This is a genomic window from Sphingobium jiangsuense (genome assembly GCF_014196495.1).
Taxonomy (GTDB): Bacteria; Pseudomonadota; Alphaproteobacteria; order Sphingomonadales; family Sphingomonadaceae; genus Sphingobium; species Sphingobium jiangsuense.
This window is the reverse complement of sequence record NZ_JACIDT010000012.1, coordinates 107,463-120,883: the sequence shown is the minus strand read 5'-3', so window position 1 is coordinate 120,883 and position 13,421 is coordinate 107,463. Positions and strand designations below refer to the sequence as shown.

Here is a 13,421-nt window from a genome sequence, read left to right as displayed (position 1 = left end):
CGATGCAGTGGATCAGTTCGTAAAGGACACCAATCGAAAGATCGAGGTTAAAGAAGGATGGGGATTAGCCTTCGGGCAGTAGGTAAATGAGCGATGCGTCTTACCTCGCTCTTACGGCTGTTCGATTGACCGATAGATGTGCAATCTAGTCAATCTCTTAACCCGTCAGACGTGCAAATCCGATGTGTGGGGGCCGCTGCCTGTCATCCGTGCCGTTCCCACACCCGATTGCGCTGCCATGCCCCGAACTCACCATCGGTATGCCAGCGCCTGATAGCGTTGAGGACGAGCGGCATTTCGCGGCTGTCGAATTGCCCCGCGTCGATACCGGCCTGCGTCTCGGCGGCGAACGCATCGAACGAGCCGTAAGCTGCCTCGAATGGCGAGCGAGGAGCGGTGCGCGCCTGTTCGAGCCGCTGGACGCGGGCAAGGAGGCTGCGCACCGCCGTCATGTGGTCAGGCTTCCCCGCGCCGCGATGCCAAGAAGGCCTGCACCGCTTCCTCCTCGCGCTTCGCTACCGACTCCCCGGCGTCAATGTCCGGTTCGGGCAGCGCCTCGGGCGGGTTCGGCGGTCCACCGGCACGCGAGTTGAGCCAGTCGCGGATGCCGCTCATCGTTTCCTTGTCACTCATGGTTCACCTCACGGAATCTGCGCGATCTTGCGCCATTTGAAACCCGACCGGACATGCACCTCCATGCCGCTGACAGGCGCGACGGTGACCCCCTTCTCAACATGCCCGATGGAGCGGACGACCCCGGCGGCGGTGGCCGGGACTGCGAGCGTCCGCACCGACTTGCCGGTCAGCGTGGCGACGGTCGTGCCCTGCGTGATTGCGGTGGCGCGGCGCACTCCCAGGGTAGCATTGGCGGGCATCTTGAAGGAGGCAGTCGCCGGGGTCGTGAACAGTGCCTTGAACTTCGGCACCGACATTTCCTCGCGCCGACGCCGGTCGGCATTCGTTGTGGTCAGCATTGGGCAATCCCCATCTTCACGAGTTGCTGGTAGGCGTTGGCGCGCACGGCGGGTTCGGGGCAGTCGCGCATCACTTGGAGCAGCGTATCGACCGCGATTTGCCGCACCTGCCAGCGGTCGTAGGCGGGCCATGTCGCAATGACCGGGGCGTAGTGGTCGATCAGCGCGAACACGTCCTGACGCGGGCCGGGTGGCAACGCACGGTTGGCGGGGCGCGGCGGCCAGCTATTGGGACGGGCGCGGTTCATACCTGCCGCGCCTCAAGCATCACGATACGCTGTTCCAGTTCCTCGGTAGCGCGCACCGATGCCAACGCGCCGATGGCCTCAATGATCTGCTTGCCAACGTCCGGGGCAACCACGCCATCCGCGATAGCGGCCAACACCTGTTCGACCTGTTGGGCCACCGGCGCAGATGCATCGAAGGGGAAAGCGACCTTCTCGGACTGACTGCGCAGAGCGGGCAGCACTCGCGACAAGACCAGCGCAGCGGCGGACGCATCGCCTTCTAGCGCCTTCTCGATTATCACGCCGACAATGCTGTGTGCATCGTCCAGCATCTGCTGTGCAATCTTCACCCGCTTATCGACAATGCCCCTTGGACGACCGGCGGGGTTCGGTGACTTCATGCCGCGATGCCAGTTCGGGTTGCCCGCGCCGTTCGACTTCGGCGCAGCGGGTGCGGGCCTCCATCCTTCCAGCCATTCGGGGGTTTCAATCGCTTCGGTCACTGGCGCACCTCGATTTGATGGGATCACGACGCGATCACGCGCTGGTCATGACGAAGTGCTTTTCCGCAGCCGTTTTGGCTTCACGGAGCGCACGCGCCTTGTGCGGCGGTGCGCCGACCGCTTTTTCCATCGCGCCGAACAGGAGCGGGCCGTTGCGCTCGATCAGTTCCCGCGCACCGACCATAGCCCGCAACCTCTTCGCCACGTCGGGCGAAGTGCGCTCGTGCCACATGCGCGTAAACGTGGGCCTACAACTCGTCGGTCAGACCGGAGAGATATGCCGGGGCACCCAAAATCGACGAGATGCTGGTCTCGTCTCCCTTGTCCAGCTTCTCCTGGATGAACTTGTGCTGCGCCTCGGTGCTAAGGCCGCGCACGAAGGCGCGAATCTCGCCCGCCACATTGGCACCAGCCTTGGCGGTCACCGGGGCGGACAGTTCCGCCTCAATGTGCGCAATGCCCTTCACGAGGTTGTTCCGCACCGCGTCGAACGTCCGCGTCGCCTGCTCGGTCATGCGCCGGGCAAGGTTGTCGGTCTCGATAATCTGGTGCCCCTCGGTCCATGACGGGTTCGACCGGGCAGCTTTGCGGGCGGCGACCACAGCGAGCACCGCCTGATAGGCTTCGTCGAACGCGGTCACCGTGGGCGCGAGGATCGCCTCGGTCTGCAAGTCATAGTCAGGAAGCGCTCGGACAACCTCCGGATGCAATGCAGGCGTGACTTGAGTGGATACGGTTTCGTCAGACATAGCAGCGACTTTCAGGCTGAAAGTTATGATGTGCTTATGTGCTACGAAATCAGCAAATAGGTCCGCAATAGGATCAAGTGCTTAACAATAGGAAACAACAAACTGCGTATGTGTCGGTCGGTTGCTATCGTAGCAGATCATAGCCGGTGAATCGCAGTAGTTTGCAACGATCACAGCCACCGCAATCCCGCGCAAATGCTCGGGATTTGGGCGATCGTAGCAATCATAGCCGTAGCCGCCACCGCGTCTTAGGAAATCGTGGCAATCGTCGCGCAGCGCCCGGTCGATATTATCCAATTTACTTACTCGATACTGCCAACTGAGATTAGCGGAAAACTGAAAATCGCGGCATGGCGGCTATGATTGCTACGATTCCAACCCGCAGCGCACAAGCTATTGCTATTGTGCGCTTTTATTCAGCAGGAACCGTAGCAAATCCCCTGCTATGGACCTGCCACGATTGCTACGGCAGCCGCACACAGCGTGGTCAGGACCATTCCCGCACCACTTGCGGCGCGACGGTGATGTATCGGGACTTGCCGCCCGGATAGGTCTTCACGCGCACGCGCCCGAGGTCGCTGAGCAGGTCGAGGGCATCGTCGATGCGCTTACCCCCTCGCAGCGCCCCCGGCCCCTTCTGGCGAACCATATTGACGGTGATGGGGTCGCGGGGTTTCTCGCGCACGCGGCGGCACAGCCATTGCTCCAGCTTCTCCGCGTTTCGCACTTCATCGGTAACGTCGGTCGAGGAACTGAACCGCACGGCCTCATCCAGATACCAGCGCATGAGAGCGCAGGCGCTGTCGATGGCGCTGCGATTGATGGGCGTCAGACCGTCCCCGTATGTGGCAAAAACATGCAGGCAGCACGCGAGCCGCGCCGCGTTCTCCGCCGCCTTGCTCGCCACGTCCCGGATGGTGGAATACTCCCGGTCGCCGCCGATCAACTCCTCAACCTCATTGTGGAAGCGAATCCATGTGTCCTGCGCGGCTTTGTCGAAACCGGCGCAGTGTCCAATCAACCGGCCAAGATCGTCGAAACCGGCAGGGAGGAGGAGCAGTTGCGCAATACGGACCTGAAACGCCTGCAACTCGGGCATGGGCGGCGGCTCCTTATAGAGGCGCATACCCTGCGTCGTCTCAGGGTGGCACATCAGGAAGCGAGCGAAAAACCCGATCCCTCGCGCCAGCCCATCAGTCTTTTCGGTGAACTTGGCGAGCACGTCCGGTTGCAGCATTAGGCCCATCGTCCCGCGAACGCTCTCGATCACGGTTTCGCCGCGACCGACGCGAGCCTCCCGGATGGGGCCGCCATCCCAAATCTGGTTGAGCAGACCCATGTTGCGCTGGGCGTTCTCGGCCTTCATCGAGTGCGAACCGAAAATGACCCCGGCCTCTGCGCTGATGACTGCCGCAATGGGATACTTGTCCAAGTGACCGAGCAGCGCCTCGGCGGTATCGTCGCCGCGTAGCATCCGGGGGACGACTGGCACGTCATCAGGCTTTTCCCCCTCTCTGCCGCTCTCCTCCCAGGCCTCCATCGCATCGCGGTGCATTCGCTCCCAGCGCTTCTGCTCCCTCCACTGGTGAGCCTCCCAATCGTGAAGCGGCTGCATGAAGAACTTATCGACACTGGACTTGCGTTCGCCGCTCTCGGCGATGGTCAAGAAGAACAGTGAGGCGGGGCCATGCAGGCGCGCGTCCCGGCGAACACTGAATTGCGTTTGCACGGCGGCTGACACCGCCGACAAAGCGCAGCCCGCGACCATAGCCATCGGGGCTTGGACATAGTCAGCCACCTGCTCCACCGCCTCCCGGATAATCGGGGGCAGTCGATCGACAGGGTAAGGTAGCGGCTGGTCGTATCTACGAAGCGGCTGCGGCTTCCAAGGCAGCTCGCGCAAGAAGGCGTCATTCGCCTGCGGACTCATGTCAACGGACATTGCGGTGCGCCTCTCGCGTTGGAAGGGAAACGCCCGCTTGCGGACCTACGCAATGATTTTGCATACTGGTGCGGCTCATGGGTTGGATACTCCAAGTGCGGCAGGGTCTGCGAAACCCTGCCGCATTTCATGACAGGGTCTTATGAGGGTCTTGCCGCTGAAGGGCGGCGCGCTGAATGTTTCCGACATTCATGCGGATGCGCCCGACGAGCGGCACCCGTCAGGTGTGCGGTTCAGCATCCCGGCAGGACTGTAGGCGCTGGTGCTGCCGAAGGAGCGCTTCGCAAGCCAGTCGAGCACCACCGACCGAACATAGCGGACAGGCGCTTGGGGGGCCTCTCCCAGCTTCACGAAGGCGGGGCCTTTGCCCTTGTTGCGCCAGATTTCGAGGGTGTTGGTCTTGATGGAGAGCAGCGCGGCGGTTTCGGCGCTGGTCAGCAATTCGTCCAGATCGACGGTCTGCGTCGTCATGGCTAACGGCTCCTATGCGCCGCCACCTGACGCGAGGGGTGAACACTCCCTTGAGAGCCGATAGTTGAGCGGCCCGCCCTATCTCGGATAGGACGGGCCAATAAAGGAAAGCTAACACATAGCTTTGCGTAAGTATTTGATAAAATTATGCGGCCTTGCTCGGGACAATCCACGGCGGAAGTTGGCCTTTGCTGTCGGGCCAGTAGGACACCGAAAGAACGTCATCTGAATCCTCGGGAATTGCAGCAAGGACGATCAGCGACGGGTCGCAAAGCATCTTGATTGCTTCAGACCGTGAAACCCGAATCTCGTCGGGCATGGGATAACGTGCAGTGCTCATGGAACGTGTCTCCAGTTGTTCGCTGGTGACACATCAATCGCTGTGAGCATGATATGCGCTCGGCGGTTCAGCAAGCCCGCCTCGCACGGATCGATTGCCATAGGAGCGCAATCGAAAAGCTACGATGTGACGTTGGAGTGGATACCCTGAATCGGCAGACCTGAAAACCCATTCTGAGCGACGCTAAAACGGTTCGTCGCATTTTTCGGCTGTGGGCCGCGCTGGGGCTGACAACGGGGACGCCGTCCCCTTACCGGCTCCCATGCAAGGATCGCCGCTGTGCGCGGCGGCGCGCGGCCCTTGTCATGCACGCAACGGCACGACATTCGCCCCGGTCGCCTTCGCATGGGCAATCCGCGCCTGTTCCTCAATCCAGTCGCAGATGCTTTGCACCTCGGGATGCAGGTATTGCAGGCGCGAGGTTTGCAGATAGTGGCGCGCGGTGATGCCTTGCGGCACATGGTTCGTCAGCAATTCCAGCTTGAACAGGTCGATGCCGCAAGCGGAGAAGCCCGTGGTCACAAATGTGCGTCTCAAGTCGTGGGGGGACACCGCGCCGCTCCCGTCGCTGGCAATGTCCTTCACCTTGCTGAGCTGTTCCAACGGCGCACGCGTGTCGGTGATGTAGCCGCACCTCGATTTGGACGGGAACACGAACGGGCTTTCCGTGCCATCGGGCAGCTTCACCTTGGGCCGCTGTTTGATGATGGCCACAGCCTGCGATGACAATGGAAGCCAGACGGGGTTGCCGTTCTTCGGGCTCGGCAGGTGCCACCAGCATTGCGCGGGGTCGTCGTCAATGTGGACTTGCTCCCACCGAAGCGACCCGCCTTCGGACTTTCGCGCGCCGGTGAGCATGAGGAACCGGACCAAATCGACCCCGGCCAGCGCAGCGGCGTCGCGGGCAGCGACGCGCAACTCGCCCAGCTTGTTCCACACCTCGCCAACCTTGTTCAACTCGACGTGCCGGGTGCGCGGCTCAAACTCCTTCCAGTCGTCCTTCATGGCGTGGACCGGATTGTTCGGAATCAGCAGCGACCCGTCCGCACGCTTGAAACGCCGGTTGGCGAAGTTGACGAGGGTGCGCAGCGTGACGAGCGAAATCTGCGCCTGCCCCGGCGCTGGCCTGCCATCGAGGCCTTTGGCGCACATTTCCTTGTGACGCTTGCGAACGTCCTGCTCGCGGATGGACGCTATCGGCTTGTCCTTCCAGTCTGCGAACACCTTATCGACATGGCGATTCATCTCCGCCTTGGTGCTCTCGCGCATCTTCCCGTCGCGCTCCATGTAGAGGTCTGCGACCTGCCGAAGCGTCACCTTTTCAGCCTCGTCTTGTTTGCGCGCTTCGCGGGGGTCGATTCCATCCTCGAACTGGTGGCGATATTCGTCTGCCTTGCGGCGGGCGTCATCGACCGTCCATGCTCCATAGCTGCCGATTGTCATCCGCGCGTCAATCTCGGTGCCGCGCACCCGCCCTTGTGCGATGAACTTGGCAAGGCCGGTCGGGGTCACGCGCAGGCCGAACCCTTTGGTTTCGGTATCCCAATACAGAACATCCGATTTCACCAGACCGGGCTTGGCGACCCGGTCAATGTTGGTCTTCGTCAACTTCATCTTTGGCATGGCTTTGCTCCCGTAAGTTTCCCGTAAGTGCTACGCATAAAGCTGCGGCAATCTGCTTACGGCTGTTTCCGAGAGCCAAGCAACTGATTTCGCTTGATTATCCAGCTACTTCAAGCTGCGTAAAGCTACGCCAATTTAGGGACGAAAATACTGGGGGTGTGGGGGTCGGAGGTTCGAATCCTCTCGTCCCGACCAAGATTTCCCTGCAAAGCCTGAATAGTCCCGCGTTCGCGTGTCACGCGGTTGCGGCTTGTCCTACAGCACCGCTTTCGGGCTAGCGCCTTGCCTTCACCAAGGAGGCAGGCATGACCGACATCAACCAGTTGCTCGACGAGCTTATCGAACGCGAAGGCGGCTATAGCGACCATCCGGCCGATCGCGGCGGCCCGACGCGGTGGGGCGTCACGCAGGCGGTGGCCCGCGCGAACGGCTATTCCGGCGACATGCGGCACTTTCCCGCCGAACGGGCGAAGGACATCTACAAGGAACGCTATTGGCGCGCGCCCGGCTTCGCCGCCGTGGCCGAGCATGCTCCGGGAATTGCGGCGGAATTGTTCGATACGGGGGTGAACATGGGCACGGGCGTCGCCGGGGCCTTCCTCCAGCGCGCGCTCAATGCGCTCAATCGCAACGGACGCGATTATCCCGACATGCCCGCCGACGGCCGCATCGGTCCCGTTACCCTGTCGGCCCTGCGCGCCTTCCTGAAGGTGCGCGGCGGGACGGGCGAGGCCGTGCTGCTGAAGGCGATCGAGGCGTTGCAGGGGGAGCGCTATATCGCGCTGGCCGAAAGCCGCCCCGCCAACGAAGCCTTTCTCTATGGCTGGATCGCCAACCGCATCGGCCAGAGCTGCCGGAGCTGACCGAGCATTCGAGGAGAAATCTTATGGCATTTCCCGATGGGCTGATCAGCCCGCTCGCCAGAATCATCGACCGCATCCTGCCCGATCCGCAGGCGCGCGACGCCGCCAAGCTGGCCTTGCTCAAGATGGAAAGCGACCAGGAGCTGGAGGCGATCCGCACCCAGCTTTCGGCCATCACCATCGAGGCGCAATCCGCCGACCCGTGGACGAGCCGGGCCCGGCCCGCCTTCCTCTACGTGATCTATGCGCTGCTGCTCTGGTCGATCCCGATGGGGGTGATAGCAGCCGTGCGGCCCGAAACCGCGGAGGCCATCGCGCGCGGAATGAACGCCTATCTCAACGGCATCCCCGAATCGCTCTACGCGCTCTTCGCCACCGGCTATCTCGGCTATACGGCGGCCCGCACCTGGGGGAAGGTGAAGGGTGTGGATCGGTAGATTGAGGGAGGGAGGCGGCGGTGGGTTCTGCCGCCTCCCTTTGCCTTTGATCGAATATGGTCCTTGTCGATAGAATCACGGGATAGGATGGAGAGCGGATCGTTCTTCCTCATTCGTCACCCCAGCGCAGGCTGGGGTCGCAGGCCATGACGCACCCTGCCTCCACAGATGCCAGCCTGCGCTGGCATGACGATGAAAACACAGACTCGCCTTCTACTCCGCAGCCTCGCTATCCCCGGCAGGCGGCAGCGCGATGCCGCCCTCCTCCTCCACCGCGACCAGCTTCATCGCTTCCGGCGCGGAGGGATCGCGGGTGATGACCTCCACCTGTTCCAGTTCCTCTATCTCGCGCCCGCCGGTGTCGATGTTGAGATCGCGCAGCTTGCGGCCCGTCACCAGCACCCGGCCTTCGAAGCTGGCGGTGAACTTGTTGTAATCGTCCACCGCGCCCTTGAGGCTGCGCCCCATCTTGCGCAGATTACCGGCCGCGACCGCCAGCCGCTCGTAGATTTCCTTGCCCAGCGCGCCGATCTTCTTTGCCTCGTCCGCCATTTTCTCCTGCCGCCACACCGCAGCGACCGTGCGCGCGATGGCGATGAGGTTGGTCGGCGTCGCCAGCAGCACGCGCTTGCCGAACGCATAGTCCCACAGCGTCGGTTCCTGATCGAGCGCGGCGGTGAGGAAATGCTCGCCCGGCACGAACATGATCACATAATCGGGCGCGTCGGCGAATTGCGACTGATAATCCTTGCGCCCCAATATATCGACATGCGCCCGCATCGCCGCGACATGGCGCGCCAGATGCTCGCGCCGCTGCGCCTCTTCCCCGGCATCGAACGCATCCTGATAGGCGTTGAGCGACACCTTGGCGTCGATCACCAGCGACTGCCCGCCCGGCACGCGGATGATCACGTCGGGCCGCAGCCGCCCGTCGCCATTATCGACGCTGACCTCGGTACGGAAATCGGCATATTCGGACAGGCCACATATTTCGAGCACGTTGCGCAACTGCTGCTCGCCCCAGCGCCCGCGCGCCTTGGGCGCGGCGCGCAGCGAATTGACGAGCTTCTGCGCTTCGGCCTGCACCCGCTCCTGCCCGGCGCGCATCGAATCCATCAGGCCCTTGAGCTCGCCATAGGCCTCGGTCCGCGCGCGTTCCACCTCGCTGATGCGCGTGTCGTAATTCTTGATCGTGTCGCCCACCGGCTGCAACAGCGCCTTCAACTGCGCCTCGCTCTTTTCATGCGCCTGAGAGAAGCGCTGGTCGGCGCGTTCGAGAAAGGCCCGTTGCGCATCGCCCAGCAACCGTCCGCCAATCTCGCTGAACTGGGCGGAAAGCTGTTCCTTCGCCTCGCCCAGCAGCTTCAGTTGCGCCTCGAAGCTTTCCATCCGCGCCTGCGCCTCGGCCTCCATCGCGGCGAGACGGGCGCGGGCGGCATCGCGCTCCGCCCGTATCCGCTCCAGCCCGTCGCGCAGCGCCGCCGCCTGATCGGCGCGCTCCTTCTCGACCGCGAGGTCGCGCAGCGCCGAAATGCGCTGTTCCTCGACATGGCCCAATTGCTGCTCAAGCCGCTGGAGCGTGTCCATCGCCTCCCGCTCCCGCCGGCGCAGGTCCGCCACGGGGCGCGACGCCAGGAACCAGCCGGCGGCAAGCCCGGCCAGCAAGGCGACGATGACGAAAATCAGAACCAGCGCATCCATCGGCGATCAGCCCCCGCATAAAGAACGAAATGAGAACATATCGCCCCTGATGCTGGCTGGCAAGTACCGGATCGAAGCGCCGGACGGTTCAGGCCGCGCGGCGGGCCTTTTGCAGCTTCTTCAGCAGCATGTCGCGCTTCAGCCGCGACAGATGATCGATGAAGAGAATGCCTTCGAGATGGTCCATCTCATGCTGGAGACAGGTGGCGAGCAGCCCTTCGAGCGTCTGTTCGTGGATACGCCCTTCCCGGTCCATCCAGCTGGCGCGGATGGTCGCGGGCCGCTCCACCTCCGCGAACTGGTCGGGCACCGACAGGCAGCCTTCGTTGTAGACCGAAAGCTGGTCCGACCCCTCGATGATCTGCGGATTGATGAACACCATGGGGTTGCGGACGGGCTTGGCGTCCTCCTCGTCCGATTCCGGTTCCTGCAGGTCGATCACCAGCACCCGCTTCGGCACGCCGACCTGAATGGCGGCGAGGCCGATGCCCGGCGCATCGTACATGGTGTCGAACATATCGTCGATCAGCGTCTGAAGCGCATCGTCGATGGTGTCGACCGGCGTCGAAATCGTGCGCAGGCGCGGATCGGGCGCCTCAAGGATCGGTAGAACTGCCATATGCGTCAGATATGAGAACGAAGCCAGAATATCAAGATGCGCGGCGGCTAATTTCGGCTTAACCAATGGGCCGCCGGGCGCGCAATGCCTGGGCGAGCGTGCCTTCGTCGAGATAATCCAGCTCTCCCCCCACCGGCAGGCCATGGGCGAGCTGGGTGAGGCGAACGGGATATCCTTCCAGTCTTTCAGCGATGTAGTGGGCGGTCGTCTGCCCTTCCAGCGTCGCGTTCATCGCCAGCACGACCTCGTCTATCCCGCCCGCCGCGATGCGCGCGACGAGGCTGTCTATGCCCAGATCCTCCGGCCGCACGCCGTCGAGCGCGGAGAGCCTGCCGCCCAGCACATGGAAGCGGCCGGGGAAGAGACGCGATTTTTCCAGCGCCCAGAGGTCCGGCACATCCTCCACCACGCAGAGCGCGCGGTCGTCGCGCCGGGGGTCGGCGCAGATGGCGCAGGGATTGACGGTATCGACATTGCCGCAGACCGAGCAGGTGGAGAGCCGCTCGTTCACCCGGTCGAGCGCCTCAAGCAGCGGCCCCAGCGCCGACTCGCGCCGCTTGAGCAGGTAGAGGACAGCGCGTCGCGCCGAACGCGGGCCCAGCCCCGGCAGGCGGGCGAGGGCTTGGGAGAGGGCTTCTATTTCCGGTGATGCCATATCCATGCACATAAGGGCTTGCACTTGCGCCGCACAAGGGGTTGAGAGACGCCCATGAAGATCGTCTATATGGGAACGCCCGATTTCGCCGTGCCCGCGCTCGATGCGCTGGTCGCGGCCGGGCATGATATCGCCGCCGTCTACAGCCAGCCGCCCCGCCCCGCCGGGCGCGGCAAGAAGCTGATGCCGACGCCGGTGCAGGCGCGAGCGGAAGCGCTCGGCCTGCCGGTGCGCACGCCGCTATCGCTGAAGGGGGCGGAGGAGCAAGCGGCCTTCGCGGCGCTGGGGGCCGATATCGCGGTGGTCGCCGCCTATGGGCTGATCCTGCCGCAGGCGGTGCTGGATGCGCCGCGCCTGGGCTGCCTCAACATCCACGCCTCGCTGCTGCCGCGCTGGCGGGGGGCGGCGCCGATCCAACGGGCGATCCTCGCCGGAGACGCGGAAACCGGCGTCACCATCATGGCGATGGAGGCGGGACTGGACACCGGGCCGATGCTGGCCGAGGTGCGCACCCCGATCGACGGCAAGACGGCGGGAATGCTGACCGACGAACTGGCGCGCAGCGGCGCGGCGCTGATGGTGGAGGTGCTGGCGGACCTGTCCGCCTTCCCGCCCCGTGCTCAGCCGGAGGAAGGCGTCACCTATGCCGCCAAGATCGCCAAGCAGGAGGCGCGGATCGATTTCGCGGCGGGCGCGGCGCAGGCCGAGCGGCAGATCCGGGCGTTCAACCCGGTCCCCGGCGCCTTTTTCCTGCTGAACGGGGAACGCTTCCGCATCCTGTCCGCCGGCATCGAGGCGCAGGGCGGCGCGCCCGGCGCGATAGTGGACGACCGGCTGCTGATCGGCTGCGGGGCGGACTCGATCCGTCCCATAATGATACAGAGGGCAGGCAAGGGCGCGATGGGCGTGGAGGAATTGCTGCGCGGCTATCCGATCCCGGCGGGCACGAAGCTGGACCCGGTCGACGCATGACCACCCGCTTCGCCTTCACCGTCGAGTTCGACGGCCGCCCGTTCATGGGCTGGCAGCGGCAGGCCCATGGCCCGACCGTCCAGCAATCGATCGAGGAAGCCATTCACGCCGTCACCGGCGAGACGGCGGTGCTGCATTGCGCCGGGCGGACCGATGCGGGCGTCCATGGCCTCGCGATGCGCGCCCATGCCGATATCGAAAAGACGATCGCGCCCTTCCGGCTGATGGAGGCGCTCAATGCCCGGCTGCGGCCCGCACCGATCGCGATCATCGCCTGCGAGGAAGCGCCGGAGGGCTGGCATGCGCGCTTTTCCTGCATCCGCCGGTCCTATGTCTATCGCATCGTCAACCGCCGCGCGCCGCTGACCTTCGAAAAGGGGCTGGCGTGGCAGATCCCGCAGGTGCTCGACCATGAGGCGATGGCGCGGGCGGCCGCGCTGCTGGTCGGCAAGCATGACTTCACCACCTTCCGCTCCACCCAGTGCCAGTCCGACAGCCCGGTCAAGACGCTCGACCGGCTGGAGGTGATCCGCAAGGGCGAGCGGATCGACGTACATGCACAGGCGCGCAGCTTCCTGCATCATCAGGTGCGCTCGATGGTCGGATGCCTTGCGCTGGTCGGCATGGGGACATGGGATGTGAAGGACATGGCCGAGGCGCTGAAGGCGGCGGATCGCAGCAGGCTGGGCCTCAACGCGCCGCCCGATGGGCTGTATTTCGTGCGGGCGGAGTATCCCGGCGAGGGGTGAAAGCGGTTATTTCCGGACTATAAATCCGTTCGGGCTGAGCTTGTCGAAGCCCTGTCCTTCTTTGGAACAAAGAGAAAGACAGCCGTTGGGCTTCGCCCGCCCTTCGGGTCGACAGGTTCAGGGCGAACGGAGGTGGGGCCCGTCCCCGATCTGATCCATCTTGCTCCCCCCGCCCTCCACCGGTAAAGGACAAGGCGCGGCGACCACGTTCCCGCCCCTCCATGGGTTTCAAGACCGGGACGGCCCGGCGGCATCTTGTTCATGGAGACGAATATGGCGTGGATAGCCCTTGTGATTGCCGGCGTGCTGGAAACCATCTGGGCGGTGGCGATGAAACAATCCCACGGCTTCACCAGGCCCGGACCAACCATCCTGATGATCGTGACGATGGCGGCGAGCTTCGGCCTGCTCGCCTGGGCGATGCGGTCGCTCCCGCTCGGCACCGCCTATGCGGTGTGGACCGGCATCGGCGCGGCGGGCGCCTTCCTGATCGGCGTGCTGTTCCTCGGCGAGGCGGCCAGCGCCATGCGCATCGCTGCCGCGTTGCTGATCGTCGGCGGCATCATGTTGATGAAGGCGGCCAGCCCCGGCTGAGA

19 protein-coding genes are annotated in these 13,421 nt (G+C 63.9%); 5 read left to right on the top strand and 14 right to left on the bottom strand.

Annotation, left to right across the window (positions count from 1 at the left end):
• Positions 1-203: 203 nt before the first annotated feature.
• The 11 genes from GGR43_RS16215 to GGR43_RS16165 form a co-directional block, all read right to left on the bottom strand.
• Complete coding sequence (locus GGR43_RS16215; RefSeq protein ID WP_188073031.1) at positions 204-452, bottom strand: hypothetical protein; 249 nt, start codon at positions 450-452, stop codon at positions 204-206.
• A 4-nt stretch (positions 453-456) separates the two neighbouring features.
• Positions 457-633, bottom strand: a complete 177-nt coding sequence (locus GGR43_RS16210; protein ID WP_188073030.1) for a hypothetical protein — start codon at positions 631-633, stop codon at positions 457-459.
• An 8-nt stretch (positions 634-641) separates the two neighbouring features.
• Positions 642-974 (bottom strand): hypothetical protein, encoded by a 333-nt coding sequence (locus GGR43_RS16205; protein ID WP_188073029.1) that lies wholly within the window; start codon positions 972-974, stop codon positions 642-644.
• Positions 968-1,222, bottom strand: a complete 255-nt coding sequence (locus GGR43_RS16200; RefSeq protein WP_188073028.1) for a hypothetical protein — start codon at positions 1,220-1,222, stop codon at positions 968-970. The genes GGR43_RS16205 and GGR43_RS16200 overlap by 7 nt, the downstream gene beginning before the upstream one ends.
• Positions 1,219-1,704: a hypothetical protein gene (locus tag GGR43_RS23595; protein WP_246343833.1), complete on the bottom strand. Its 486-nt coding sequence runs from the start codon at positions 1,702-1,704 to the stop codon at positions 1,219-1,221. Before GGR43_RS23595 ends, GGR43_RS16200 begins: the two co-directional genes overlap by 4 nt.
• A 34-nt stretch (positions 1,705-1,738) precedes the next feature.
• A complete protein-coding gene (locus GGR43_RS16190) occupies positions 1,739-1,888 on the bottom strand; it encodes a hypothetical protein (protein ID WP_188073027.1) in 150 nt (49 codons plus the stop codon).
• 64 nt (positions 1,889-1,952) lie between these two features.
• Positions 1,953-2,453, bottom strand: a complete 501-nt coding sequence (locus GGR43_RS16185; protein ID WP_188073026.1) for a hypothetical protein — start codon at positions 2,451-2,453, stop codon at positions 1,953-1,955.
• Positions 2,454-2,940: 487 nt separating this feature from the next.
• Positions 2,941-4,395, bottom strand: a complete 1,455-nt coding sequence (locus GGR43_RS16180; protein ID WP_188073025.1) for a YfjI family protein — start codon at positions 4,393-4,395, stop codon at positions 2,941-2,943.
• Positions 4,396-4,584: 189 nt separating this feature from the next.
• Positions 4,585-4,866 carry a helix-turn-helix transcriptional regulator gene (locus GGR43_RS16175; protein WP_188073024.1) on the bottom strand — a complete coding sequence of 94 codons (282 nt, stop codon included), beginning with the start codon at positions 4,864-4,866 and terminating at the stop codon, positions 4,585-4,587.
• A gap of 145 nt (positions 4,867-5,011) precedes the next feature.
• Positions 5,012-5,206, bottom strand: coding sequence for a hypothetical protein (locus tag GGR43_RS16170; protein ID WP_188073023.1), 195 nt, complete (start codon positions 5,204-5,206; stop codon positions 5,012-5,014).
• A 303-nt stretch (positions 5,207-5,509) separates the two neighbouring features.
• Positions 5,510-6,829, bottom strand: a complete 1,320-nt coding sequence (locus tag GGR43_RS16165) for a tyrosine-type recombinase/integrase (protein WP_223177483.1) — start codon at positions 6,827-6,829, stop codon at positions 5,510-5,512.
• Between the two features lie 305 nt (positions 6,830-7,134).
• Between GGR43_RS16165 and GGR43_RS16160 the strand changes: the two genes are divergently transcribed.
• The gene (locus tag GGR43_RS16160) at positions 7,135-7,692 is read left to right on the top strand and encodes a glycoside hydrolase family 108 protein (protein ID WP_188073022.1); all 558 of its coding nucleotides are present in this window, start codon (positions 7,135-7,137) and stop codon (positions 7,690-7,692) included.
• Between the two features lie 23 nt (positions 7,693-7,715).
• Entirely contained in the window at positions 7,716-8,129 is a 414-nt protein-coding gene (locus GGR43_RS16155) for a holin family protein (protein WP_188073021.1), read from the top strand.
• A 213-nt stretch (positions 8,130-8,342) separates the two neighbouring features.
• Here GGR43_RS16155 and GGR43_RS16150 read toward each other — a convergent pair whose 3' ends face one another.
• The 3 genes from GGR43_RS16150 to recR form a co-directional block, all read right to left on the bottom strand.
• Positions 8,343-9,830, bottom strand: a complete 1,488-nt coding sequence (locus GGR43_RS16150; RefSeq protein WP_188073020.1) for a DNA recombination protein RmuC — start codon at positions 9,828-9,830, stop codon at positions 8,343-8,345.
• A gap of 88 nt (positions 9,831-9,918) precedes the next feature.
• Positions 9,919-10,449: a peptide deformylase gene (gene def / locus GGR43_RS16145; protein WP_188073019.1), complete on the bottom strand. Its 531-nt coding sequence runs from the start codon at positions 10,447-10,449 to the stop codon at positions 9,919-9,921.
• 58 nt (positions 10,450-10,507) lie between these two features.
• On the bottom strand, positions 10,508-11,104 hold the full coding sequence (gene recR, locus GGR43_RS16140; RefSeq protein ID WP_188073018.1) for a recombination mediator RecR: 597 nt from the start codon (positions 11,102-11,104) through the stop codon (positions 10,508-10,510).
• Between the two features lie 54 nt (positions 11,105-11,158).
• Here recR and fmt point away from each other — a divergent pair, with 54 nt between their 5' ends.
• The 3 genes from fmt (at position 11,159) to GGR43_RS16125 (ending at position 13,419) form a co-directional block, all read left to right on the top strand.
• A complete protein-coding gene (gene fmt, locus GGR43_RS16135; RefSeq protein ID WP_188073017.1) occupies positions 11,159-12,076 on the top strand; it encodes a methionyl-tRNA formyltransferase in 918 nt (305 codons plus the stop codon).
• Entirely contained in the window at positions 12,073-12,825 is a 753-nt protein-coding gene (gene truA, locus GGR43_RS16130) for a tRNA pseudouridine(38-40) synthase TruA (RefSeq protein ID WP_188073016.1), read from the top strand. The genes fmt and truA overlap by 4 nt, the downstream gene beginning before the upstream one ends.
• Positions 12,826-13,098: 273 nt before the next feature.
• Entirely contained in the window at positions 13,099-13,419 is a 321-nt protein-coding gene (locus tag GGR43_RS16125; RefSeq protein ID WP_188073015.1) for a DMT family transporter, read from the top strand.
• The last annotated feature ends 2 nt before the right edge of the window (positions 13,420-13,421 follow it).

Bases quoted from the DNA above. Each gene is read 5' to 3' on its own strand.
- truA (WP_188073016.1), top strand. From the start codon at position 12,073: ATGACCACCCGCTTCGCCTTCACCGTCGAGTTCGACGGCCGCCCGTTC.
- GGR43_RS16215 (WP_188073031.1), bottom strand. From the start codon at position 452: ATGACGGCGGTGCGCAGCCTCCTTGCCCGCGTCCAGCGGCTCGAACAG.
- GGR43_RS16180 (WP_188073025.1), bottom strand. From the start codon at position 4,395: ATGTCCGTTGACATGAGTCCGCAGGCGAATGACGCCTTCTTGCGCGAG.
- GGR43_RS16150 (WP_188073020.1), bottom strand. From the start codon at position 9,830: ATGGATGCGCTGGTTCTGATTTTCGTCATCGTCGCCTTGCTGGCCGGG.
- GGR43_RS16170 (WP_188073023.1), bottom strand. From the start codon at position 5,206: ATGAGCACTGCACGTTATCCCATGCCCGACGAGATTCGGGTTTCACGG.
- GGR43_RS16160 (WP_188073022.1), top strand. From the start codon at position 7,135: ATGACCGACATCAACCAGTTGCTCGACGAGCTTATCGAACGCGAAGGC.
- recR (WP_188073018.1), bottom strand. From the start codon at position 11,104: ATGGCATCACCGGAAATAGAAGCCCTCTCCCAAGCCCTCGCCCGCCTG.
- GGR43_RS16125 (WP_188073015.1), top strand. From the start codon at position 13,099: ATGGCGTGGATAGCCCTTGTGATTGCCGGCGTGCTGGAAACCATCTGG.
- GGR43_RS16185 (WP_188073026.1), bottom strand. From the start codon at position 2,453: ATGTCTGACGAAACCGTATCCACTCAAGTCACGCCTGCATTGCATCCG.
- GGR43_RS16200 (WP_188073028.1), bottom strand. From the start codon at position 1,222: ATGAACCGCGCCCGTCCCAATAGCTGGCCGCCGCGCCCCGCCAACCGT.
- GGR43_RS16155 (WP_188073021.1), top strand. From the start codon at position 7,716: ATGGCATTTCCCGATGGGCTGATCAGCCCGCTCGCCAGAATCATCGAC.
- GGR43_RS16165 (WP_223177483.1), bottom strand. From the start codon at position 6,829: ATGCCAAAGATGAAGTTGACGAAGACCAACATTGACCGGGTCGCCAAG.
- fmt (WP_188073017.1), top strand. From the start codon at position 11,159: ATGAAGATCGTCTATATGGGAACGCCCGATTTCGCCGTGCCCGCGCTC.
- GGR43_RS16210 (WP_188073030.1), bottom strand. From the start codon at position 633: ATGAGTGACAAGGAAACGATGAGCGGCATCCGCGACTGGCTCAACTCG.
- def (WP_188073019.1), bottom strand. From the start codon at position 10,449: ATGGCAGTTCTACCGATCCTTGAGGCGCCCGATCCGCGCCTGCGCACG.
- GGR43_RS16205 (WP_188073029.1), bottom strand. From the start codon at position 974: ATGCTGACCACAACGAATGCCGACCGGCGTCGGCGCGAGGAAATGTCG.
- GGR43_RS16190 (WP_188073027.1), bottom strand. From the start codon at position 1,888: ATGGTCGGTGCGCGGGAACTGATCGAGCGCAACGGCCCGCTCCTGTTC.
- GGR43_RS16175 (WP_188073024.1), bottom strand. From the start codon at position 4,866: ATGACGACGCAGACCGTCGATCTGGACGAATTGCTGACCAGCGCCGAA.